This is a genomic window from Hydrogenophaga sp. (assembly GCF_030651625.1).
Classification (GTDB): domain Bacteria; phylum Pseudomonadota; class Gammaproteobacteria; order Burkholderiales; family Burkholderiaceae_C; genus Hydrogenophaga.
Genome location: NZ_JAUSCF010000035.1, coordinates 67,370 through 90,569, shown reverse-complemented (window position 1 = coordinate 90,569; position 23,200 = coordinate 67,370). Strand labels below are relative to the sequence as shown.

The following is a 23,200-nucleotide window of genomic DNA, read 5'->3' as shown; positions in this document are numbered from 1 at the left end:
TGTTGGGTTGAAGGTCTACCGCAAACTCGACAGGGTGTCGGGCTGTGGAATGGCTTCAGTGTGTCCGTCCCCTGTTTCCGCTTTGTGCGGTTGCGCTGCTGATATGTAAAGTTATGTGGCGGTTCTTGTCGGCAAGCCTGCACAGGCTCCTACCCGATGCCAGCGTGTCAATGATCCCGGTGCGCCGGATAAAGGGGGAAGCCGCGAAGCGGCGCAGGGTGTGCTCTGCCTATCCGGCGCAGCGGGTGTACTCTTTGTTCAGGTTGTCAAGGATCGGACAGTCAGGGCGGCTGTCACCAGGGCACTGGTGCAACAACTGGGACAGCGTGCGCCGCATGGTCTGCAGCGCTTCAATGCGCGCATCAAGGTCGCCCAGGTGTTTGCGAGCCACCTTTTTGACGCTGGCGCTGCTGCGCTGGCGGTCGTGCCACAGGCTGACCAGTTCGGCAATGGCGTCCAGGCCGAAGCCCATGTCGCGCGAACGCCGGATGAAGCACAGGGTGTGCACATCGCTTTCGTTGTACTGGCGGTAGTTGCTTCCGGTGCGTGCCACCTCGCCCAGCAGGCCCAGCGCCTCATAGTGGCGCAGCATCTTGGGCGAAATGCCGCTGAGCTGCGCGGCCTGACCGATGCTCACCGGCCAGGCAGGAACTTCCGGTGCCTGGTTCGTTTGCTGGCGTGTCTGCGGCCGTGTGTGAGCGACGGGGGTGGGTTTCATGTGGTGACGGTGTAACCCTCTTCGCGAATGACCTCGGCAATGGCCTGTGCTGGCTGATCGGACGCGACCTCCACTGTGTTGGCCGCGCGATCGATGCGCACTTCCGCTGTGGGGTCAAGGGTCTTGATGGCGGTGGTCACCGCTTTTTCACAATGGCCGCAGGTCATGCCCTGCACGTTGAAGGTCTGGTTCATGGCGTTCTCTTTGAAATCAAGGGTTGATTGGATAAAGCGTAGTTTCAGCCTTGACATGATGTCAAGGTCAAGCGCCGGCCTTGTCACAGTTGGCAACAAGCCTTGTCTTGACCTTCCCATGGGGGTAAAGCTTATGCTCTACCTATGGAATCTGTGATCGATCTGGGCATTGGTGGCATGACGTGCGCGTCGTGTGTGTCGCGCGTGGAGCGTGTGCTCAAGAAACAGCAGGGTGTGACGGGGGCCACGGTCAACCTGGCCACCGAGTCGGCGCGCGTCACATTCGAGGGCGAGACCGACTGGAAGAACCTCGCGCTGATCAAGCGCGCCGTGCGTGACGCGGGTTACGAAGCCCGCAGCCCTGAAGCCGCCGACGAAGCACCCCCCACCGGCCCCCTGGGCATCGCCCGGGATGCCTGGCCGGTGATTCTGGGCGTGCTGCTCTCCGCCCCCCTGGCCCTGCCCATGGTGGGCGACCTGTTCGGCAAGCACTGGATGCTGCCGGCCTGGATCCAGTTCTTGCTGGCCACGCCGGTTCAGTTCGTGCTGGGCGCGCGCTTCTACCGGGCAGGCTGGCACGCGCTCAAGGCCTACACCGGCAACATGGAACTGCTGGTGGCGATTGGCACCACGGCGGGTTGGGCGCTGTCCACCTGGTTGTGGTTGAGTGCCGAACCCGGTGAGATGGTGCACCTGTATTACGAGGGCGCGGCGGTGGTGATCACGCTGGTGCTGCTGGGCAAGTGGCTGGAAGCCCGTGCCAAGCGCCAGACCACCAGCGCCATTCGCGCGTTGCACGCGCTGCGTCCTGAAAAAGCGCACCTGATGCCCGATGGCATCAAGCGCACCGAAGCCGTTGACGTGCCGGTGGAAGAACTGTTGCCGGGCGACCGGGTGCGGGTGCTGCCTGGTGAGCGCTTCGCCGCTGACGGCACGGTGATGGTGGGTCAGACCCAGGCCGATGAATCGATGCTGACCGGCGAGGCCATGCCAGTGCCCAAGCAAGCGGGCGACTTCGTCACGGGCGGCGCCATCAACGGCGAAGGCGCGGTGGAAGTGGAAGTGCGTGCCATCGGGGCACAGAGCGTGCTGTCGCAGATCATCGCCATGGTGCAGGACGCGCAGGCCACCAAGGCGCCGGTGCAGCGAATGGTGGACCAGGTGGCGGCGGTGTTCGTGCCGGTGGTGCTGGTGATCGCCCTGGTCACGCTGGTGGTGTGGCTGCAGATGGGCGTGCCGGTGGAAGAGGCGGTGCGCAACGCGGTGTCGGTGCTGGTGATTGCCTGCCCTTGCGCGCTGGGTCTGGCCACGCCCACGGCCATCATGGCCGGTACCGGTGTGGCGGCACGGCACGGCATTCTGATCAAGGATGTGCAGGCGCTGGAGATCGCGCACCGGGTGGACACGGTGGTGTTCGACAAAACCGGCACGCTCACCGAAGGGCACCCCCGCCTGCGCCTGATCGAGGCCGCTGCGGGCGTGGACGAGGAGGCCGTGCTGCAAGCGGCGGCGTCGCTGCAAGCCCAAAGTGCCCACCCACTGGCCCGTGCGGTCATGGATGCCGCTCAGGCGCGTGGCCTGGTCCTCATTGAGGACGCCGCGCAAGATGTGCAGTCGGTGACCGGTCGCGGCACACAAGGCAAGGTGCAGGGCGCACTGCTGGCGCTGGGCAGCCTGCGCTGGATGGCCGAGCTGGGCGCGGCCATGGGTGGTCTTGCGGCGCGTGCGCAGGTGCTGCAGAACGAGGGTGCCACGGTCTCGGTTCTGGCCGCTGCCAATGGAGAGGGTGCCTGGGCGCCGCTGGCCCTGCTGGCCTTCGCTGACGAGCCCAAAGCCGGGGCCCTGGCAGCGCTGGAGACGCTGCGCGGGCAAGGCCTGCGGCTGGTCATGATTTCGGGCGACAACCGGGGCGCTGCCATGGCCGTGGCCCATACCCTGGGCCTCAAGGACGACGAGGTGATGGCCGAGGTGTTACCAGGCGACAAGGCCGCCGCGGTGCATCGCCTCAAACAGGGGACGCCGCTCGCGCCCCCCAGCGTGTCCATGGCCGAACAGGAAGGCCTGGCCCCGGAGGCCTGGACCACCAAGGGCGAGTTCAACCCGGTGGCCGATCGCGATGCGCAGGCGGCGCCTGTACCTGACCACAGGCGAGCCCATACCGTGGCCATGGTGGGAGATGGCGTCAACGACGCACCGGCGCTGGCTGCAGCCGATGTGGGCCTGGCCATGAGCCATGCGCAGGGAGGCGGTTCTGACGTGGCCATGCATGCGGCTGGCATCACGCTGATGCGGGGCGATGTGGCACTGGTGGCCGCCGCGCTGGACATCTCACGCCGCACGGTCAGCAAGATCCGCCAGAACCTGTTCTGGGCATTCATTTACAACGCCGCCGGCATTCCGCTGGCGGCGATGGGCTACCTGAGCCCGGTGATGGCGGGCGCGGCCATGGCGCTGAGTTCGGTGAGCGTGGTGGGCAACGCGTTGCTGCTCAAGCGCTGGAAGCCCCCAGCCCGTCGCTAGGAGCCTGCGCTCGGCCGGCTGTCCATCTGTGGGCAGCGGTGCTCTGCTTGCTTGATGTGCGTCAATGCCTGCGGCAAGCGTTTGCCTGAAGCTCAGGGCATGCGCCGAGCGTCGTCGTCATGATTGGCAGGCGCGTGGCGTGCGGCCCAGAACGGAGACAAGCTCATGAAACACGAAGCCTTGCGCGTGATACGCGACGAACACGCCACCCTGGCGGCGATGCTGCAATCGCTCACCCAGATGGTCAAGCGAGGGCCCGACCCTGAGGGCAAGGACCAGCACGAGTTGTACTTTGACGTATTGCGGGCGATGTTGTTCTACATCGACGAATTTCCGGAGAAGTTGCACCACCCCAAGGAATCGGACCTGCTGTTCCCGCGCGTGGCACGCGCTGCACCCCAGGTGATGGCCACCATCGACCAGCTGGAGCGCGACCACATCAGCGGCGAGGTAAGGGTGCGTGAACTCATGCACCTGCTCATGGCCTGGGAATACCTGGGCGAGACGCGGCGCCAGGCTTTTGAAGATGAAGTGACCCGGTACGTGGATTTCTACCTGCACCACATGCGGCTGGAGGAAACCGAGGTGCTCCCTGCAGCAGAAAAGCACCTCACCGACGCCGACTGGCATGCCCTCAACGCCGCGTTCGCCACCAACCTGGACCCGCTGAACACCCGCATCCCGCGTGATCCGCAGTTCGATCGCCTGTTCACACAGATCGTGATGCGTGCACCCGCACCCGTGGGCCTGGGCGACAGCTGACCGGCGTCGTCGCCGCCCCCCCTGGTGGCGAAAGCATTGCGTTTGAAGAGCGTGCATGATCGGGCGTCACAACGCCCTTCGCCCCGCCTTGACATCCCCACGCCCCCACGTCTCATCAGACACCGACGGCACCCCCTGGTTGCGACTCGCACTGGCGCTGTCGCTGGGCGCTGCCGTGTCATTGGGCATCACACGCTTCGCCTATGGATTGCTGCTGCCGCCCATGCGCGACGACCTTGGCTGGAGCTACACGCTCGCGGGTGCCATGAACACCTTCAATGCCGTGGGCTATCTGGTGGGCGCACTGCTCACGCCCTGGCTGATGCGCCGCGCGTCTCCCGGGGCGTTGCTGTTGTGGGGTTCGGTGCTGGCATCGGTCTTCATGGGCTTGAGCGGATTTTTCACCACCGCCACCCCGTTGCTTGCACAAAGGTTGCTGGCAGGGGTGGCCAGTGCCTTCGTGTTCATTGCTGGTGGGCTGCTGGCGGCCCGCCTGGGTGCCTTGCAGCCGCAGCGTGCGGGTTTTCTCGTGGGGCTGTACTACGGCGGTACCGGTCTGGGCATCGTCGTGTCGGCGCTGGGGGTGCCGCTGGTGCTCGCTGCCGCTTCCGGGCAACCCCACGGGTGGGCATGGGCCTGGTGGGCTCTGGCGGCGGTGTGTCTGCTGGCCACCGCGTGCATGTGGTGGCCAGCCAGGGTGCTTGCGCGCATGGAGGCCGCCCGTCCGGCCGCATCGATCGCCACAGCGGCTCACAACCGCGTGTTCCGGGTTCGCGACTTTGCTTTTGGTTTGCTGGGCTACGCGGGTTTCGGCGTGGGCTACATCGGCTACATGACGTTTGTGATTGCCCTGTTGCGTGAACAGGGCAGCAGCCCCAGCGCTGTCACTGCCTTTTACGCGCTGCTGGGTGTGGCGGTGCTGGCTTCCTCGCGCATCTGGGCCGGTCTGCTGGACCGGCACCACAACGGTCAGGCCCTGGCCCGCCTGAATGCCCTGCTGGGCCTGGCCGTCATCGTACCGGCGCTCACCGCATGGTGGCCGCTGCTGCTGGGCTCTGGCCTGCTGTTCGGTGCGGTGTTCCTGTCGGTGGTGGCATCCACCACCGCTCTGGTGCGTCACAACCTGCCGCCTGCGCAGTGGGCGGCAGGAATCAGCGCATTCACCATCGTCTTTGCAGCCGGGCAGATTGTCGGTCCCACGGTGGTCGGTTTCATTGCCGACGGGCCCGGCGGACTGGCGCGCGGCCTCGTGTTCTCAGCGCTGGCGCTCTGGGTAGGTGCCGCGCTGGCGTTGCGGCAACGGGCCTTGTGAGGCGAACAGCCGATGTGGCCGGGATTTCAGTCCCGGTAGCGTGCGAGGTGACGAGTCCTCCTTTCGGTCTGTTTGTATGGGTGGATGGAGTGGCGACCACGGAATTGGACCTTTCGGGACGGCTGCTGAGGGGTATCTTCCGGATCCAATGTCTGGACTCATGGTCCCAGCTTCCTCGTCATTCCCTTACAGAAATCGCACGCCATGGCCCTGGGACAGTTCGCCTACGCCAGCAACACCAACCGCTTCCTGGCTGCCTCGCCGTTGGCCGACCAGCCTTTTGCCGTGGCCGGCATACCCTTTGACGGTGTGGTGACCAACCGACCCGGTGCGCGCTTCGGGCCGCAGGCCATCCGCAGTGCGAGTCTGATGCTGTGCGACGGCATTCACCCGGTGTTTGATGTGTCCCCGCTGGATCATGTGGGTGACGCGCTGGACATGCGTTTGCCGAATGCCTCGCCACTACCGGAGGTGCGCCGCCATATCGAGGCGCAGGCGGCAGCTCTGATGGCCAGGCACCATTGCGTGTTCCTGGGTGGCGATCACTCCGTGACCTTGTCGCTGCTGCGTGCTGCCCGCGCGCAATATGGCCAGGGTGAACCGCTGGCCTGTGTGCATTTCGATGCGCACTGCGACACCTGGACCGACCATTTTGGCGAGCCCTCGGGTCATGGGACCTGGACGTATGAAGCGCTGCAGGAAGGCCTGATCCGTCCTGAGCAGACGGTGCAGATCGGCATCCGCTCCAGCGGTGAGCGGGCGGCGCGCGAGTATGTGGCCGATCAGGGCGGTCAGATTTTCACCGCGCGGTCCTTGCGAGGGCTGGACGGAGCGGGGCTGAATTCAGCCATCGAAGCCATTCGCACGCGCATCGGCCAGCGGCCGTGTTACCTCACGCTGGACATCGACGTGCTGGACCCGGCCTTTGCGCCCGGCACCGGCACGCCCGAGCCGGGAGGTTTGACCAGTTCGCAGGTGCTGACGTTTCTGGAATCGCTGGCCGACCTGAACTGGGTGGGTATGGACTGCGTGGAAGTGGCGCCGGCCTACGACCATGCCGAGCTCACCAGCAATGCCGCCGCCAGTTTCGTGTGGACCTATCTCAGCGGGCAGGTGGCCAAGCGGACGGGCCTGTTGCCATCGCGCGGAGCTTGAACATGTTCCAGCGTTCGATTGCGGATTCCGACACCCAGCTCAACCGGAAGAGCTATTACGAGGCCAGTGTGCAACGCCCCGCACCGGCGCCGTGTCTGCAGGAGCCCATCGAGGCCGATGTGGTGGTGGTGGGCGCGGGTTTTTCCGGCCTGTCTGCGGCGCTGGAAATGGCCCAGAAGGGGCTGAGCGTGGTGGTGCTGGAGGCGGACCGGGTGGGCAGTGGTGCCAGCGGGCGCAACGGCGGGCAGGCGATCGTGGGCTATGCGAGCGGTCTGGGACCATTTCAGGAACAGCTGGGTGCGGCCGATGCGCGGCGCGCCTGGGACATGTCGCTGGAAGCGCTGGACCTGATCGAGCAGCGCATGGCGGCTCACCAGATCGACTGCGACTGGGTCAGGGGTTATGTGTATGTGGCCGAGTCGGCCCGCAAGGCACGTGCATTGCGGGCCGAAATCGACGCCATGCAACAGCTGGGCGTGGCCTGCGACTGGGCCGAAGGCGCAGAAGTTCGCCGCCATATCGACAGCCCGCGCTATGTGGCTGCGGCGTACGAGAACCGCTCCGGCCATCTGCACCCGCTGAAGTACGCGCTGGGCCTGGCCCGTGCTGCACAGGCGGCAGGTGTGCGCATTTTTGAAGGCTCTGCCGTGACCGGGCTGCAGCGCGGCAGCCACTTGGTGGCCACGACCGCACAAGGGCAGGTGACGGCGCGCTTTGGTGTGCTGGCGGGCAACTGCATGCTGCCGGAGTTCGGTCCACAGGTGGCGCCGGAAATCGCACCGCGCATCATGCCGGTGGGTACCTACATGGTGAGCACGCAACCGCTGGACCCGGCGCTGTGCGCGCGATTGATTCCCTCAAATGCGGCGGTGTGCGACAACAATTTCGTGCTCGACTACTTCCGCTTCAGTGCCGACCACCGCATGCTGTTTGGTGGCCGGGTGAGCTACACGACGCGAACGCCGGGCGACCTCGAAGCCACCATGCACGAGCGCATGGCCCAGGTGTTTCCAGACCTGCGCGGCATGTCCGTCGAACATGTGTGGGGCGGGTTCGTGGACATCAGCATGAACCGCGCGCCGGACTTCGGCCGGCTGGGTGACAATTTGTATTACTTGCAAGGTTTCAGCGGACACGGCGTGGCGCTGACCGGGCTGGCGGGGCAACTGGTGGCTGAAGCCGTGGCCGGTCAGGCTGGTCGGTTCGATGTGTTTGCGCGTTTGCAGCACCACCACTTTCCAGGCGGCGCACTCTTGCGCACGCCCAGCCTGGCGCTGGGTATGTGGTGGCACCGCTTGCGCGATATGCTTTAAAGAAAGCCCGGGAGCCTGCGCGGCAGCGAGCGCTGCCAGTGACTGGCAGCGCCCCCTTCACGCTCACTGGCGGGGTTCGCCCTGGTCGTTCACCGTGATGGTGCGGCCCGCCGGGGCCTCGGCCATCTGGATGTTGTGCTGGCGGCCCCGGAATTCGTAGGACACATCCCAGTACGCAGGTTGTGCGCCACCCGGCAGGTTCTCGCAGCGTTGCACGTCCTGCGTGCCAGCCGGCTGGCCGTTGCGGCCGTACTGGGAACCCAGGGCGGCGCCTGCAACCACGCCACCCACGGTCGCGATGTCCTTGCCGCTGCCGCCGCCCACCTGGTGACCCAGTATGCCGCCGAGGAGCGCGCCGGCGATGGCGGCGGGCACATTGGCTTCACCGCGCACCTGGGGCAGGCGTTCCTGCTCCACCCAGCAGCGCTGACCGGAGGTGGCCAATACCGCGCGTGCGGAGGTGATGTCGGCTTCGAAGAGGCGCTCGCCACGGCGGCGGCGGCTGTCGTAGACCGGCACGGGTTCGGGTGCGTAGCGGTTGTTGGCAACGCGGGCGTCCCAAGCCACTTCGCGCAGTGAAGAGATCTGACCGCTCAAGCCCATGGCTTCCAGCGAAGGGTAGCGCCCGGGGCGCAGCACCACACAGCGGCCGCGAAACTGGGCGTTGTCGCAGACTTCCCAGCGTTCGCCCAGCACCACGGCCGATTCGGCGCGGTCGTTGAAACCCGTGCGCTGCAGGTTGGGCACGTTGGCTTCGGTGGTGTAGGTCTGGCCGCGAAAGTTCTCTCGCGCATAAAAGGTGAGTTGCGCCGCCACCGGTTCCGGTGCGTAGCGGTTGTCGGCGATGCGCTCGTTGTCGGGCAACGCACGCGCGGAGGCCACGCGGCTGGTCAGGCCCATGGACGCTGGCGTGGGGTATCGCCCCGGACGCAGCACCATGCAGTTGCCGCGGAAACGGTCTTCATCACAGACCTCCCAGCGCTTGCCCTTGGCCACCACCGCGGACTCGGCATCCTGGTTGAAGCCCTGGCGTCCCATGTTGCGCACCTGTTCGGTGACGACCAGGGATTGGCCCGCGAAGGCCGGGCCCTCATAAAAGGACGCTTGCGCGACCGCCTGTGTGGCGAAAGTGGAGGTGGCCATGGCTACGGAAGCCATGAAAAACTGGAACGAAGGGGTTCGAACACTCATGATGATTCTCCTGAAGGTGGGCCGAGACTGCGAGCTTTGTGAAAGTCCGTCTGTGCGCTGTCACACACTCCAAATATCACGCTGCTGGCCGGTTTGGACAGGGGTCTGGACGGTCGCGATTCCCCGGTTCTTCTCCTGCTGGCGTGGGTGTTCTCAATCAGGTGTGCAGGCGCTGATCGCCAGAAAGCCGACCGAATGGCGCCGCAAACCGATCAGGCCAGCGCAGTACCCAGCTCGCGCTGCACGGCCGCGGCCAGCAGCGGACCGCAGCGACGGATGTCGGCCAGTGGCGCGTAGCCGTAGCCGATCACCAGGCCCTTGAGGTCGGTGCGCTGCAGGCAGTAGGCTGAGAGCGGGCGCACCGTCAGGCCCTGCTGCGCGATGCGCTGGGCCAGGGCCTTGTCGTCCGTGTGCGCGGGCAGGCGCAGACACAGGTGCAGGCCCTGTTCGGCGCCGCTGATGCTCGGGCCTTTGCCAGAGTCTGACAGCACGGGTTTGAGTGCGGTGAGCAGACACTGCCGCCTCTCGGCGTAATTCTGTCGGGCGCGGCGCAGGGCGCTGGCGAAGTGGCCCATTTCAATGAATTCGGCCAGCGCGGCCTGCACCGGCATCTGGCCTGGGCGGTTCAGGTCATAGTGCGCCTGCTTGAACGGCTCCACCAGCGGCTTGGGCACCACCAGGTAGCCCAGCTTCAGCCCGGGGTACATCACCTTGGAGAAGGTGCCCATGTAGAGCACGCGGCCGTCGGGGTCCAGGCCTTCCAGGCTGGAGATGGGTGGGCCGCTGAAGCGGTATTCGCTGTCGTAGTCGTCTTCCAGCACCCAGGCGCTGTGCCGGCGTGCATTGGCCAGCAACTGGTGGCGCCGGGGCAGCGACATCACCGCGCCCGTGGGGTACTGGTGCGACGGCGTCAGGTAGATCAGCCTGGGTGGGTAGTTGTCGTCGCCCATGTCGGGGCAGATGCCCTGATCGTCCACCGGCACGGGGTGGATGGTGAGACCGCTGGCCATGAAGGCCTTGGCCGCGCCCCAGTAGGCGGGGTCTTCCACCCAGACGGTGTCGCCGTGGTCGGCCAGCAGGCGGGCGCAGAGTTCAAGCGACTGCTGGGTGCCGGTGGTGACGATGACCTGGTCGGCATCCAGGTGCACGCTGCGGAATACGCGCAGGTAGTCGGCGATGGCCCGGCGCAGCGGTGCGTAGCCGCCCGAGGTGTTGTAGTCTAGCATGTCCGGGTAGGTCATGCGCCAGTGCTTGTTCTGCAGCCGCTGCCACAACGTGAGCGGGAAGGCGCTGAAGTCGGCAATGCCGGGAGTGAAGGGTTGCACCTCGAGTTCGGTGGCGCAGAAGCGGCTGGTCAGGGCCAGCCCCCTGGCGGACAGGCGACCCTGCGGCACGGTGCTGGCGCGACCGGCCGAGCGCCGGCCGTTCTGCCCGGGCGCCGCACGCGGCACGCTGTCGTTCACATAGGTGCCACTGCCCACCCGGCTGGCGAGATACCCCTCCACACTGAGCTGGTTGATGGCGGCCACCACTGTGTTGCGCGAGAGTTGCAGATCCTGCGCCAGATCGCGGCTGGAAGGCAGGCGCTCGCCCGCGCCCAGCTTGCCGTCGAGCATGGCGCGGCGCAGCGCTTCGTAGAGCTGGCGGTGCAGCGGCAGCGCATCGTTGGCGCCCAGACGGTTCATCTCACTCAGCAGAAATTCAGAAAGCATGGGCTGGCGGCTTATTCGATTTGCAAATCGGAGAGTGATGCCCGATCAAGGCGCACCGTGGAACCGGCTTTGCCGGGCCACCAATGCGGTCCCCCTTTCCAAGGGGGGAAGACGCGTGAGCGGCGCAGGGGGGATTTCTAAAATGGCACCATGAGGTGGTGCCAACTGGCTCCGATTGTGATCCAATTTGGCGTTCAGAATCAAGTGTTGAGTCCACCCCAGCCACCGGAGCGAGCACCGCGACGAGTGCAGCAACGCCCATCCAAGGGCACCGAGGATCCGGCTCTGCCGGTCCCTTGAGGGGGGCGCGCGCAGCGCGGCGGGGGTGTTTCTTTGTTATTGGGATGGTTCCGAAGGAACAACAATGTCTTTTTCATGCATGGTCTGGCTACCGGCCGACCACCGCCTCATGGGCGATCACGGGCACCAGATGCCGTTTCTGCTGCTGGGCGACAAGTACGCACGGGCGGTGAAGGAGGGTGCGCAGGCCCAGCCGGTGATGTTCCCGCTGGCCGATGTCGACCAGATCGGTGAACTGCTGTCGCTGGTCGACGGCGTGATGCTGACCGGCTCACCCTCGAACGTGCATCCTTCCCACTTTGAAGAAGAAGTGGCCGACCCGAGTTTGCCGATGGATCCGGCGCGCGACCTGCTCACGCTGGCGCTGGTGCGGGCCTGCGTGCAGGAGGGGGTGCCGCTGCTGGGCGTCTGCCGGGGTTTTCAGGAAATCAATGTGGCGCTGGGCGGCACCTTGCATCAACGGGTGCACGACGTGCCCGGCCTGATGGACCACCGCGAACCCAAAACCGCTCCTCCTGACGAACAGTACGCTCCCCGCCATGCCGTGCGCTTCGTGCCGGGCAGCCCGTTTGCGGAATGGGCCGGGTCGGAGGCAACCGAGGTGAATTCGCTGCACGGACAAGGCATCAACAGGCTGGCGGAAGGCCTGGACGCCATGGCGCATGCCCCCGACGGGCTGGTCGAAGCGTTTGCAGTTCGCGGTGCGCGCACTTTTGCGTATGCTGTGCAGTGGCATCCCGAATGGCGCTGCCGCGACACCCCGTTTTACGCCGCGATCTTCGAGGCCTTTGGACGGGCCTGTCGCCAGCGCATGAGTCTGCGCCTGCAGGCGGCCGATCTGGCCCGGCACTGAAGCCACAGCAACGCAGTTCAACAAGACACAACAGAAGACAACACACCATGGAAGAACGGCGTATGAATGCCCCCCAAAATTTCAATGATCTGGAGCAGTGGCTCAACCGCAACCGCGTCACCGAAGTGGAATGCCTGGTCCCTGACCTGACCGGCGTGGCGCGCGGCAAGATCCTGCCGCGTGAGAAGTTCACCGAAGACCGCGGCATGCGGTTGCCGCACGCCATCGTGGCCATGAGCGTGACGGGTGAGCAGCCTGCCAGCGGCGCGTACTTCGATGTGATCGAGCCCACCGACCGCGACATGCAGCTGCGGCCCGACCCGAGCACGGTGCGCATCGTCCCCTGGGCCACCGACCCCACCGCGCAGGTGATCCACGACTGTTTTGACCATGCCGGCAAGCTCGTGCCCTACGCGCCGCGCAGCGTGTTGCGCAAGATCTGCTCTTTGTACGAAGCCGAGGGCTGGGACCCGGTGATCGCACCCGAACTCGAGTTCTACCTGACCGCCCGCAACACCGATCCCAACACCCTGCTGCGCCCGCCCGTGGGCCGCAGTGGCCGCGCCGAGACCTCGCGCCAGGCGTACAGCATCGACGCGGTGAACGAGTTCGATCCACTGTTTGAAGAAATCTACGATTACTCGAACAAGATGGAGCTCAACGTGGACACGCTGATCCACGAGGTGGGCGCCGGGCAGATGGAAATCAACTTCTTTCACGCCCATCCGCTGGGTCTGGCCGACGAGGTGTTTTTCTTCAAGCGCACGGTGCGCGAAGCCGCGTTGCGCCACGACATGTACGCCACCTTCATGGCCAAGCCGATTGCCGGTGAACCCGGCAGCGCGATGCACATCCACCAGAGCATCGTCGACAAGAACACCGGCAAGAACATCTTCAGCAATCCGGATGGCAGCGCGTCAGAGGCCTTTTTTCACTACATCGGCGGTCTGCAACGCTACATCCCGGCCGCCATGGTGCTGGTGGCGCCTTATGTGAACAGCTACCGGCGCCTGAGCCGCCACACCGCCGCGCCCATCAACATCGAATGGGGCCACGACAACCGTACCGTGGGCATCCGGTCGCCCATTTCATCCGCAGAGGCGCGCCGGGTGGAAAACCGCGTGATCGGCGCCGATGCCAACCCGTATGTGGCCATGGCCATGACGCTGGCCTGCGGCTACCTGGGCATGAAGAACAAGATCAAGCCCAAGCCCGAAATGAAGGGCGACGCCTACCTGGCGCCTTACTCGCTGCCGCGCAGCCTGGGCGAAGCGCTGGACTGGTTGCGCCGCGAGACCGACCTGCACGACATCCTGGGCAAGGAGTTCGTGACCATTTACACCGAAATCAAGGAACTCGAATTCGATGAGTTCATGAAGGTGATTTCGCCGTGGGAGCGTGAGCATCTGCTGCTTCATGTGTAACCCCCCGCGCCGCAGAGATTGACACCCACCCCCGCGCCGCACCTTCGGTGCGTCACCCCCTCGAGGGGGCAACACCTGCGGTCTGGCAGAGCCAGTCCCGCGGTGTTTCTGGATAACTTCCCTTCTTTCGGAGATTGCTCATGAGTTCCACCCTGATCGCCCCTCCCGCGCTGGTGCGCCGTGCCGAGCAGCACGACACCCAGGCCATTCAGGCGCTGGACAGTGCGCATTTCATGCACCCCTTCACCTCGCACGGTGACCTGGCGGGCATGGGTGCCCGTGTGATCACGCGGGCTGACAACATCTATGTGTGGGATTCCGAAGGCGCGAAGATCCTGGACGCCATGAGCGGGCTGTGGTGTGTCAACGCGGGTTACGGGCGCAAGGAATTGGCCGACGCGGCGTACCAGCAGATGATGACGCTGCCGTTCTACAACAGCTTCTTCAACACCACCAACGTGCCCGCGGTGCAGCTTGCGACCAAGCTGGCCTCACTCGCACCCAAGGTCGGGGGTCGCAGCTTTGAACATGTGTTCTTCTCCAGCAGCGGGTCGGAAAGCAACGACACCAACGTGCGCATGGTGCGCCGCTACTGGGATCTGCTGGGCCAGCCCCAGCGCAAGGTGATCATCAGCCGCCACAACGCGTACCACGGCAGCACCATGGCGGGCGCTTCGCTGGGCGGCATGAGCGGCATGCATGCCCAGGGCGATTTGCCGATTCCGAACATCACCCACATCGAGCAGCCACACTTCTGGGACCACGCCTTGCCCGGCGAGAATGCGGCCGACTTCGGCCTGCGCGCGGCGCGCTGGCTGGAAGAAAAAATCCTGGAAGTGGGGGCGGACAAGGTGGCCGCCTTCATCGCCGAGCCGGTGCAGGGCGCAGGTGGCGTGATCATCCCGCCCGCCACCTACTGGCCCGAGATCCAGCGCATCGTGGACCGGTACGGCATCCTGCTGATCTCCGACGAGGTCATCTGTGCGTTTGGCCGCCTGGGCCACTGGTTTGCCTACGAGAAGTTCGGCTACCGGCCCGACCTGATCACGTTTGCCAAGGGGGTGACCAGCGGCTACATCCCGCTCGGCGGGGTGATGGTGGGCGACCGCGTGGCGAAGGTGCTGATCGAGCAGGGCGGTGAGTTCAACCACGGCTACACCTACAGCGGCCACCCCGTGGCCTGCGCGGTGGCGCTGGCCAACCTGGAGCTGATGGAGCGCGAAAACCTGCCGGGGCACGTGAAGGAAGACATCGGCCCCTACCTGGCCGATCGCTTTGCCGAGCTGAACGATCACCCACTGGTGGGCGCGGCCGAGACCTGCGGCTTTGTGGCGGGTCTTGTCATCGCAAAGAACAAGGCAACCCGCGAAATGTTCGACCCCGCCCTGGGCGTGGGCATGATCTGCCGCGGCCACTGCTTCAAGAACGGGCTGATCATGCGCGCCGTGGGCGACCGCATGATCATCGCGCCGCCGCTGGTGATGACGCGCGAGCAGATTGACGAAATGATGGGCCTGATCCGGTTGTGTCTGGACGCCACGCTGGACGATCTGCGGGTCGCCGGCGAGTTGGGGTAAACCACGCTCTGCGCCGCTGCATGCCTACCTTCCTTTTTTGCCCGCAGCAGCACTGGGGAGCCATGGCCAGACGCTGATTCTTTGATACAGTGCTTCGTGCCCCATGTTGGGGACAAAGCTGGTCTGCAATTTGCTTGATCGGTTGGGCGTGCCGGTTCTGAAGCGCCATCGTTTTTCGGATTTCCGGGCTCACTTTTTCATTTATTACTTACCCCGTTTGGAGACGTTTCATGATGAAGAAACACGTGTTGGCCCTGGCCATCGCCGCCATCGTTCTGGTCGCCTGTGGCAAAAAAGAAGAACCGGTTGCCACCCCGGCGGAGACCACACCCGTTGCTGCCGCGCCCGCCGCACCTGCCGGGCCGGTGCTTGACGATGAAAAAGTCCTCAACATCTACAACTGGCCCGACTACATCACTGAGACCATGATTGCCGACTTCGAGAAGGAGTTCGGCATCAAGGTGAACTACGACACGTTTGAGACCAACGAAGCGCTGCACGCCAAGCTGGTGGCGGGCAATTCGGGCTACGACATCGTGATTCCGACCGCCGGTTTCGGCAAGAAGCAGATCGACGGCGGCCTGTATCAGGAAATCGATCGAAGCAAGATCAGCAACTACGGCAACCTGGACCCCGAGTTCATGGAAAAGATCGCCGGCGTGGACCCCGACAACAAGCACTTCGTGCCATGGGCCTGGGGTTTCACCACGGTGGGCATCAACAAGCAGAAGGTCGAGGCGGCACTGGGCGGCATGCCCATGCCTGAAAACGCGTGGGACCTGGTTTTCAACCCCGAGTACTCCAGCAAGCTGCGCTCGTGCGGCATCATCTACCTGGATTCACCCAGCGAAATCCTGCCGCTGGCGCTGCATTACGTGGGCAAACCACCTTACAGCGAGAACCCCGAAGACTTCAAGGAAGCCGGAGCCATGCTGGCCAAGGTGCGCAAAGACGTTCGCCTGTTCTCCAGCACCATGATCGATGACATCGCCGGTGGCAAAGGCTGCGCGTTCGTGGGCTGGTCGGGCGACATCAACATCGCCGCCGACCGCGTCAAGGAAATGGGCGGCAAGGACGAGATCGTGCCCCTGCTGCCCACTGGCGGCGGTCTGGTGTTCATCGACACCATGGCCATTCCGAAGGATGCCAAGCACCCGAACAACGCCCATGCCTTCATTGACTTCTACCTGCGCGCCGAGAACGGTGCCGCCATGGCCAATGAAATGAACTATCCCACCGGCAACAAGGCCTCGCTGCCCCTGATCAACGATGAGGTCAAGGACAACAAGACCATCTTCCTTTCCGACGAAGACACCGAGCGACTGATTCCCACTGGCGGTTTCTCCAACGAGATCGGCAGCACGCTCAACGACACCTACAACGCTTTCAAACGCGGTCGTTAAGCGCGCCTGCCAAGGCTCAGGGCTGTTCATCCAACCGGGCTGAACAGCCCTTTTCTTTGTCTGACTCACAAGAAACGGAATCCGACATGGCAGATGCAGGTTTTCTGGTCACCGAAAAACTCGTCAAGCGCTTTGACGAGGCGGTGGCGGTCGACGAGGTGTCGCTCTCGATAGGCAAGGGTGAGATCTTTGCCCTGCTGGGCAGTTCGGGGTGCGGCAAGTCCACACTGCTGCGCATGCTGGCCGGCTTTGAGAAGCCGACTTCCGGTCGCATCCTGCTCGGCGGGCAGGATGTGGCGGACCTGCCACCCTACGAGCGGCCGGTGAACATGATGTTTCAGTCGTATGCGCTTTTTCCGCATCTCAACATCTGGGAGAACGTGGCCTTCGGTCTCAAGCGCGAAGGACTGCCCAAGGCGGAGATCCAGCAGCGCACCGATGAGATGCTGGGCCTTGTGCAGCTCACGCCGTTTGCCAAGCGCAAACCGCACCAGCTCTCTGGCGGTCAACAGCAGCGCGTGGCGCTGGCGCGCAGTCTGGCCAAGAAACCCAAGCTGTTGCTGCTGGATGAGCCACTGGGCGCGCTGGACAAGAAGCTGCGCGAGCAGACCCAGTTCGAGCTGGTCAACATCATCGAGAGCGTGGGTGTGACCGTGGTGATGGTCACGCACGACCAGGAAGAGGCCATGACCATGGCGGGCCGTATTGCCATCATGAGCAAGGGCCGGGTGCTGCAGGTGGGTTCACCGGAAGAGGTCTACGAACACCCGGCCAACCGTTTTGTGGCCGATTTCATCGGCAACGTGAACCTGTTCGAAGGCAAGCTGGTGGTCGATGAGGTCGATCACTGCGCGGTGGAAACGAAGATCGGCCTCGTGCATGTGGGGCACGGGGTGCCTGGCACGCTCCATATGCCGGTGGCGGTGGCGGTGCGACCCGAAAAGATGGAGATCAGCAAGACCCTGCCGAGCGACGTGGGCCCCAACCTGTTCAAGGGCAAGGTCAAGGAAATTGCCTATTTCGGCTCTTACAACACCTACATCGTGCAGGCGGGCGACGGTTCGCGCCTGAAGATCACGGAGGCGAACACCTCGCGACAGGATCTGTCGGACATCACATGGGAAGACGAGGTGTACTTCTGGTGGGGGGATCGCGCGGGCGTGATTCTTAGAGACTGACACTTGTCAGTCTCCCCCCGCGCCGCTTCGCGTCACCCCCCAGAGGGGGGCAACGCTGGCGGCCCGGCAAAGCCGGTTCCGCGGCGTTCTGGTTTTTGGGTCATTGCGCTCGATAGGTTGTCGTTCTCTGGAGGTCTCTGATGGGTATTTCATCACTTCCTGTTCCTGGCAGGCGCTTCGTGATCGGCGTGCCTTATGCATGGCTGATCGTCTTCTTCTTTCTGCCGTTCCTGATCCTGCTCTACATCAGTTTTGTGGACATGGGCAGCGACATCCACCCGTTCAAGCCGATCTGGGACACCACGAGCGGGGTGCTCAAGCTCAAGTACGAGAACTACCTCTCGATCTTCCGCACGCAAGAGGGCGCTCCGCTGTTCCGCACGCTGTATGTGGACGCTTACCTGCGGTCGATCTGGTATGCGCTGGTCACGGCGGTGCTGTGTCTGGTGATCGGCTATCCGTTTGCCTATTTCATTGCGCGGTCACCGGCGAGCATCCGACCCGCGCTGCTGCTGATGGTGATGTTGCCGTTCTGGACGTCGTTCCTGCTGCGGGTGTACGCATGGAAGGGCCTGCTGAGTGACAACGGGGTCATCAACCGTTTCATGATGACCATCGGCCTCACAGGCGAGCCGATCCAGATGCTTTACACCAACGTGTCGATGCTGGTGGGCATGACGTATGTGTACCTGCCGTTCATGGTGCTGCCGCTTTACGCCAATCTGGTGAAGATGGACTTCCGTTTGCTGGAGGCGGCCTACGACCTCGGTACCACGCCTTTCAAGGCTTTCTGGCTGATCACCGTGCCACTGTCCAAGGCCGGCATCGTGGCTGGTTTCATGCTGGTGTTCATTCCCTGTGTGGGCGAATTCGTGATTCCGTCGCTGCTGGGCGGGCCTGAGAACCTGATGATTGGTCGCGTGGTCTGGGACGAGATGTTCACCGCCAACGACTGGCCCAAGGCCACCGCGCTGGCCGTGGTGATGATCGCGCTGATCGTTGTACCGCTGGCGATTTATTACCGCTCTACTGCAGAAGAGAAATAGCTCCCCCCGCGCCGCTTCGTGTCACCCCTCAGGGGCGATGCGAGTGGCCCGGCAAAGCCGGCTCCACCGCTTCCCTGGACAAGTCACTGCTGTCGATCGACGTTATTGAGGACCTGCGATGAAAGTTCTTCTGGAAAAACACTTTGGCAAGTTCTGGCTGGCGGTGGTGTTTGCGTTTCTCTACCTGCCGCTGCTGTTCATGATTGTGTTCAGCTTCAACAGCACGCGGCAGGACGCGCGTTTCACCGGTTTTTCTTTGCGCTGGTACGAGGCCCTGATGCGCGACACGAGGATCGTGGAAGGTTTCTGGCTGTCGCTCAAGGTGGCCACCGTGACCGGGTTGCTGTCGGCCGTGCTGGCCACGTTTGCGGCGTTTGTGCTGGTGCGCTACCGGCGTTTCCCTGGTCGTACGGTGTTCAGCGGCATGGTCAATGCGCCGCTGGTGATGCCCGAGGTGGTGATCGGGCTGTCGCTGCTGTTGCTGGCAGTGGGTGCGCAAAATGCTTTCGGCTGGCCGCAGCGCGGCATGCTCACCATCATCCTCGGCCACACGTTGCTGGGCATGGCCTATGGCATGGTGGTGATCCAGAGCCGCCTGATGGAGATGAATCGCAGCATCGAAGAAGCCGCCATGGACCTCGGCGCGCGACCCATGCAGGTGTTTTTTCTGATCACGCTGCCCAACATCTTCCAGGCCATTCTGGCGGCGTTTCTGCTGGCTTTCACGCTGTCGTTCGACGACGTGGTGATCGCCGAGTTTCTATCGGGCCCCGGCGTGAACACCCTGCCGCAGGTGATCTTCGGTTACGCCCGGCGCGGCATCAACCCGACCATCTACGCCGCGGCCACACTGCTGATCGTGACCGTGACCATCGTGATCGTGGCTTACGCGGTGTGGGTGGCGCGCAGCACGCGCAGGCGCGAACGCGAGATTGCGGCAGCGTTGAAGAGTTGACACCCCGGGGTTCGGTACACCCCCCTGCGCCGCTGACGTGGTTTCCCCCCGGCGCGCCTTCGGTGCTTCGAGGGGGACGGCAGCAAGGGTCGGCGGAGCCGGCCCTTGCTGCCCCTGGACTGGGGGCACTTCGCGTCGGTGGCTGGATGGGTTCGCCTCCTTGGCCAGTGCCAGCCTGCGCTCTACCGTTGCATCAGCCCAGCAACGATTTCACCGTTCGTTGTGAGCGCGTGAGTTCTTTGACCGCCACTTCCAGCCCCCGCTTGGCCCCTTCGGCGCTCACCCGGTCGAGCTCCTCGTCCCAGCCCTCCATCTTTTCCAGGCCGTGCTTGTTCATCTGCATGCCAATGGCGTTGACGATGGCGCCGAAGACCGTGGTGGACAGCGCGTCCAGCGCGGCCGACTCCATCAGGTTGTGAACGCCTTCAAAGCGATCGTTGAGGGCCAGTTTCAGCGCCGAAGCCGGCAGGAAAGGGGAGACGATCTCGAAGAACCACGCGGCCGACTGGCACTGTGGTGCGATCCGCCCCAGTGCGTCTCGCGCGGCCACGCCGAGCAGGTAGAAGCGCTCAGGCCGAAAATCCACCAGGCTGGGCAGCGTCTCCACCAGTGAAGGCGTGAGCAGCACGATGCGCTGGCCGGCACGGCGCATGGCGGCTTGCTGGCCCTTGGGCGCCAGCCAGATGGCCACGTTGCGAAAGAAGGCCAGGATGTCGCGGTAGTTGTTGCCACCGGCGGTGCGCAAGCCGCGCAGGTTCACGTTGAACCAGTGGTGCCATGTGGCGTCCACGGCCACGCGCCCTTGGTTGGCTGCCGGCAGGTGACCATCCCACACCCCCAGCAGGCCGAATTCCCGAGGGTCCGAGATCACGAAGCCTCCCTTGTTGCGTCCCACCACATTGCGTCCCCGGGCAATGATTTCCACCGGCACACCACCGGTGAATTCCGAGGCGAAAGCGGCGGCCGGCGTGATGCAGTCGCCCTCGTGCGGATGATCGGGCATGACCGTGATCGCGCCACGTGGTCCGCACAGGATGGGGTGGGGATACTTCTGCCGGAACCACCAGGGTTTCCAGAAGGGGTGGGTGTAGCGGTAGTTGGGAAAGATCGGCTGTGGAACGGTGTCGCTTTCGCTGTTGCTGGGCAGCTGTTGGGTGTCGTTGCGGGTGAGGTCGGTGTTGTCGGGGGCCTGGATCATGCCGGCCGGTGGTGGTGGCGAATTGAACCACCACTTGCGCATGGAGCGCACGCGTTTGATGCCGCCGCACAGGCCCAGGCCCAGGTCTTCGTGGTCGCCCATGGCCAGCACCCCGCCGCCGCCATCCATGAAGGCATGGATCGTGTTCACTTCTGCGGCGGAGAGGTATGGCGCCCCCGGCGTGAAGCCGAACAGCCAGACTTCGTCGAAGCTGTTGAGCGAACCGGCGGTGAACCGGAAATTCTCGAAGCCGGGTGTGATGCCTGTGGTGGTGTTGCGGTGCGCCTTTGTGAAGCTGAAACGGGCGTAGCTCGGGTGTTCGTCGTGTGTCGGATCGAAGGCGTCCTGCAGGGCTAGTCCCAGGGAGAAGCCGGCCAGCGGGTCGGTCGAATAGGAGTTGCCGTCGCAGACCACCAGCACCTTGATCTGGGCCGGGCCCCAGCGAAGATCCGGCCACACGGGAATGTCCCATCGGAAGGGTGGATCCTGAAAGCGCTCGGGAAATCGAGGCGGGAAGAAGGGGTCGAACGGGTTGGGGATGTCGAATCCGGGTGTGGGCATGGTGTCTCTCCTGCTTGTGTGACGCGCCGCAGCATGGACGCAGGTCCATGAAACGCCGGTTCGTGGCGCACGTCATCCATCGACAGAGGGACTGCTGCCGACCTTCATCGCCTGGTTGGGGGAAGGTCTTTGTGCGGGCGCGGCGGGCGCCCCACTGGATGGCTGGCACACAAGGAAATTGGATGTCGTCAGCCCCCATACAGGGGTGTAGCATGGAGCCAATTCCTGAAACCCGACCACGCATGGCCCATGACCGACCCCACCAGCTCCCTCACTTTCGACGGCCGCGCCGTCATCAACGGCGAACGCGTGGCCGCGCGCGATGGCCAGACCTTTGATTGCCTCTCGCCCGTGGATGGTCGCCTGCTGACGCAAGTGGCGCGCTGTGGCGAGGCCGACATCGACGCCGCCGTGGCCGCTGGCCGTGCGGCCTTTGAAGACCGCCGCTGGTGCGGCATGGCACCGGCGCAGCGCAAGCGCGTGATGATCAAGTTCGCCGAGCAGCTGATCGCCCATGCCGACGAGCTGGCCCTGACCGAGACGCTGGACATGGGCAAGCCGGTGAAGTACGCACGCAGCGTGGACGTGAACAGCGCAGCCAACTGCATTCGCTGGTATGGCGAAGCGGTGGACAAGGTGTACGACGAGATCGCGCCCACGGCCAGCACGGCGCTGGCGCTGATCACGCGCGAGCCGGTGGGTGTGGTGGGCGTGATCGTGCCCTGGAACTACCCCATGATCATGGCGGCCTGGAAGATCGCGCCCGCGCTGGCCGCCGGCAACTCGGTGGTGCTGAAGCCTTCGGAGAAGAGCCCGCTGACCGCGCTGCGCCTGGCCGAACTGGCGCTGGCCGCCGGCATTCCACCCGGTGTGTTCAACGTGGTGCCGGGCTATGGCGCCGAGGCCGGCAGCCCGCTGGCACTGCACATGGATGTGGACTGCATTGCCTTCACCGGCAGCACCCGCGTGGGCAAGCAGATCCACGTGATGGCCGGGCAGAGCAACCTCAAGCGCGCCTGGACCGAACTGGGCGGCAAGTCACCCAACATCGTGTTTGCCGACTGCCCGGATCTGGACAAGGCGGTGGAAGCGGCGGTGGGCAGCATCTTCTTCAACCAGGGCGAGAGCTGCAACGCGCCTTCGCGCCTGTTCGTGGAAGCTTCGATCAAGGACGCTTTCCTGGAGAAGGCGCTGAAGCTGGTGCCTCAGTACCAGCCTGGCAACCCGCTGGACAAAGGCACGGTGATGGGTGCCATTGTCGACAAGGTGCAGATGGACACGGTGCTGCGCTACATCGAGAGTGGCAAGGCTGAGGGCGCGAAGCTGCTCGCCGGTGGTGAGGCGGCCATGCCCGTGGCCGGTGGCAACTACGTGCTGCCCACCATCTTCGACGGTGTCACCAACACCATGACGATTGCGCGCGAGGAGATCTTTGGCCCTGTGTTGTCGGTGCTGAGCTTCACCGACGCGGCCGACGTGGTGCAGCAGGCCAACAGCAACATCTATGGCCTGCAGGCCGCGGTGTGGACGCGTGACATCAACAAGGCCCACGGCGTGGCGCGCGCGCTGCGTGCGGGCACCGTGCATGTGAACTCTTACGACGAAGACGACATCACAGTACCGTTTGGCGGCTTCAAGCAGAGCGGTGTGGGGCGTGACAAGTCGCTGCACGCGTTTGACAAGTACACGGAAACCAAAACCACCTGGATCAGGATCGATTCGCCGGTGTAACCGGCGCCCCCCGCGCCGCTTCGCGTCACCCCCCAGAGGGGGGCGGCACTGGCGGCCTGGCAAAGCCAGTTCCGCGGTGCCCTTGGACAAGACACTT

Annotated in this window: 18 protein-coding genes; 13 read left to right on the top strand and 5 right to left on the bottom strand. The window is 64.3% G+C overall.

What is annotated here, in order from left to right:
- Nucleotides 1–229: 229 nt before the first annotated feature.
- Both cueR and Q7V46_RS17220 read right to left on the bottom strand, forming a co-directional pair.
- Entirely contained in the window at nt 230–718 is a 489-nt protein-coding gene (cueR, locus tag Q7V46_RS17225; RefSeq protein WP_304914796.1) for a Cu(I)-responsive transcriptional regulator, read from the bottom strand.
- Nucleotides 715–912, bottom strand: a complete 198-nt coding sequence (locus Q7V46_RS17220) for a heavy-metal-associated domain-containing protein (RefSeq protein WP_304914795.1) — start codon at nt 910–912, stop codon at nt 715–717. The genes cueR and Q7V46_RS17220 overlap by 4 nt, the downstream gene beginning before the upstream one ends.
- A 144-nt stretch (nt 913–1,056) precedes the next feature.
- Between Q7V46_RS17220 and Q7V46_RS17215 the strand changes: the two genes are divergently transcribed.
- The 5 genes from Q7V46_RS17215 (at nt 1,057) to Q7V46_RS17195 (ending at nt 7,974) form a co-directional block, all read left to right on the top strand.
- A complete protein-coding gene (locus Q7V46_RS17215; protein ID WP_304914794.1) occupies nt 1,057–3,432 on the top strand; it encodes a cation-translocating P-type ATPase in 2,376 nt (791 codons plus the stop codon).
- 165 nt (nt 3,433–3,597) lie between these two features.
- A complete protein-coding gene (locus tag Q7V46_RS17210; protein WP_304914793.1) occupies nt 3,598–4,194 on the top strand; it encodes a hemerythrin domain-containing protein in 597 nt (198 codons plus the stop codon).
- A gap of 55 nt (nt 4,195–4,249) precedes the next feature.
- A complete protein-coding gene (locus Q7V46_RS17205; RefSeq protein WP_304914792.1) occupies nt 4,250–5,506 on the top strand; it encodes a YbfB/YjiJ family MFS transporter in 1,257 nt (418 codons plus the stop codon).
- A 204-nt stretch (nt 5,507–5,710) separates the two neighbouring features.
- Nucleotides 5,711–6,661 carry an agmatinase gene (gene speB, locus Q7V46_RS17200; protein WP_304914791.1) on the top strand — a complete coding sequence of 317 codons (951 nt, stop codon included), beginning with the start codon at nt 5,711–5,713 and terminating at the stop codon, nt 6,659–6,661.
- 2 nt (nt 6,662–6,663) lie between these two features.
- The gene (locus Q7V46_RS17195; protein WP_304914790.1) at nt 6,664–7,974 is read left to right on the top strand and encodes an FAD-binding oxidoreductase; all 1,311 of its coding nucleotides are present in this window, start codon (nt 6,664–6,666) and stop codon (nt 7,972–7,974) included.
- Nucleotides 7,975–8,037: 63 nt separating this feature from the next.
- On the opposite strand, the gene Q7V46_RS17190 is transcribed toward Q7V46_RS17195, so the two are convergent.
- A complete protein-coding gene (locus Q7V46_RS17190) occupies nt 8,038–9,165 on the bottom strand; it encodes a beta/gamma crystallin-related protein (RefSeq protein ID WP_304914789.1) in 1,128 nt (375 codons plus the stop codon).
- Nucleotides 9,166–9,377: 212 nt separating this feature from the next.
- On the bottom strand, nt 9,378–10,877 hold the full coding sequence (locus Q7V46_RS17185; protein WP_304914788.1) for a PLP-dependent aminotransferase family protein: 1,500 nt from the start codon (nt 10,875–10,877) through the stop codon (nt 9,378–9,380).
- 364 nt (nt 10,878–11,241) lie between these two features.
- Here Q7V46_RS17185 and Q7V46_RS17180 point away from each other — a divergent pair, with 364 nt between their 5' ends.
- The 7 genes from Q7V46_RS17180 to Q7V46_RS17150 all read left to right on the top strand — a co-directional run bounded on the left by Q7V46_RS17180 (nt 11,242) and on the right by Q7V46_RS17150 (nt 19,613).
- Nucleotides 11,242–12,030, top strand: a complete 789-nt coding sequence (locus Q7V46_RS17180) for a gamma-glutamyl-gamma-aminobutyrate hydrolase family protein (protein WP_304914787.1) — start codon at nt 11,242–11,244, stop codon at nt 12,028–12,030.
- A 62-nt stretch (nt 12,031–12,092) separates the two neighbouring features.
- Nucleotides 12,093–13,454 (top strand): glutamine synthetase family protein, encoded by a 1,362-nt coding sequence (locus Q7V46_RS17175; protein WP_304914786.1) that lies wholly within the window; start codon nt 12,093–12,095, stop codon nt 13,452–13,454.
- 140 nt (nt 13,455–13,594) lie between these two features.
- Nucleotides 13,595–15,031 (top strand): aspartate aminotransferase family protein, encoded by a 1,437-nt coding sequence (locus Q7V46_RS17170; RefSeq protein WP_304914785.1) that lies wholly within the window; start codon nt 13,595–13,597, stop codon nt 15,029–15,031.
- A 233-nt stretch (nt 15,032–15,264) separates the two neighbouring features.
- Complete coding sequence (locus Q7V46_RS17165) at nt 15,265–16,434, top strand: extracellular solute-binding protein (protein WP_304914855.1); 1,170 nt, start codon at nt 15,265–15,267, stop codon at nt 16,432–16,434.
- A gap of 86 nt (nt 16,435–16,520) precedes the next feature.
- The gene (locus Q7V46_RS17160; protein ID WP_304914784.1) at nt 16,521–17,612 is read left to right on the top strand and encodes an ABC transporter ATP-binding protein; all 1,092 of its coding nucleotides are present in this window, start codon (nt 16,521–16,523) and stop codon (nt 17,610–17,612) included.
- A 140-nt stretch (nt 17,613–17,752) separates the two neighbouring features.
- Nucleotides 17,753–18,658, top strand: a complete 906-nt coding sequence (locus Q7V46_RS17155) for an ABC transporter permease (RefSeq protein WP_304914783.1) — start codon at nt 17,753–17,755, stop codon at nt 18,656–18,658.
- Between the two features lie 118 nt (nt 18,659–18,776).
- Nucleotides 18,777–19,613, top strand: a complete 837-nt coding sequence (locus Q7V46_RS17150) for an ABC transporter permease (RefSeq protein ID WP_304914782.1) — start codon at nt 18,777–18,779, stop codon at nt 19,611–19,613.
- Between the two features lie 193 nt (nt 19,614–19,806).
- On the opposite strand, the gene Q7V46_RS17145 is transcribed toward Q7V46_RS17150, so the two are convergent.
- Complete coding sequence (locus tag Q7V46_RS17145; protein ID WP_304914781.1) at nt 19,807–21,372, bottom strand: hypothetical protein; 1,566 nt, start codon at nt 21,370–21,372, stop codon at nt 19,807–19,809.
- Nucleotides 21,373–21,621: 249 nt separating this feature from the next.
- Between Q7V46_RS17145 and Q7V46_RS17140 the strand changes: the two genes are divergently transcribed.
- The gene (locus tag Q7V46_RS17140; RefSeq protein ID WP_304914780.1) at nt 21,622–23,103 is read left to right on the top strand and encodes an aldehyde dehydrogenase; all 1,482 of its coding nucleotides are present in this window, start codon (nt 21,622–21,624) and stop codon (nt 23,101–23,103) included.
- Nucleotides 23,104–23,200 lie beyond the last annotated feature (97 nt).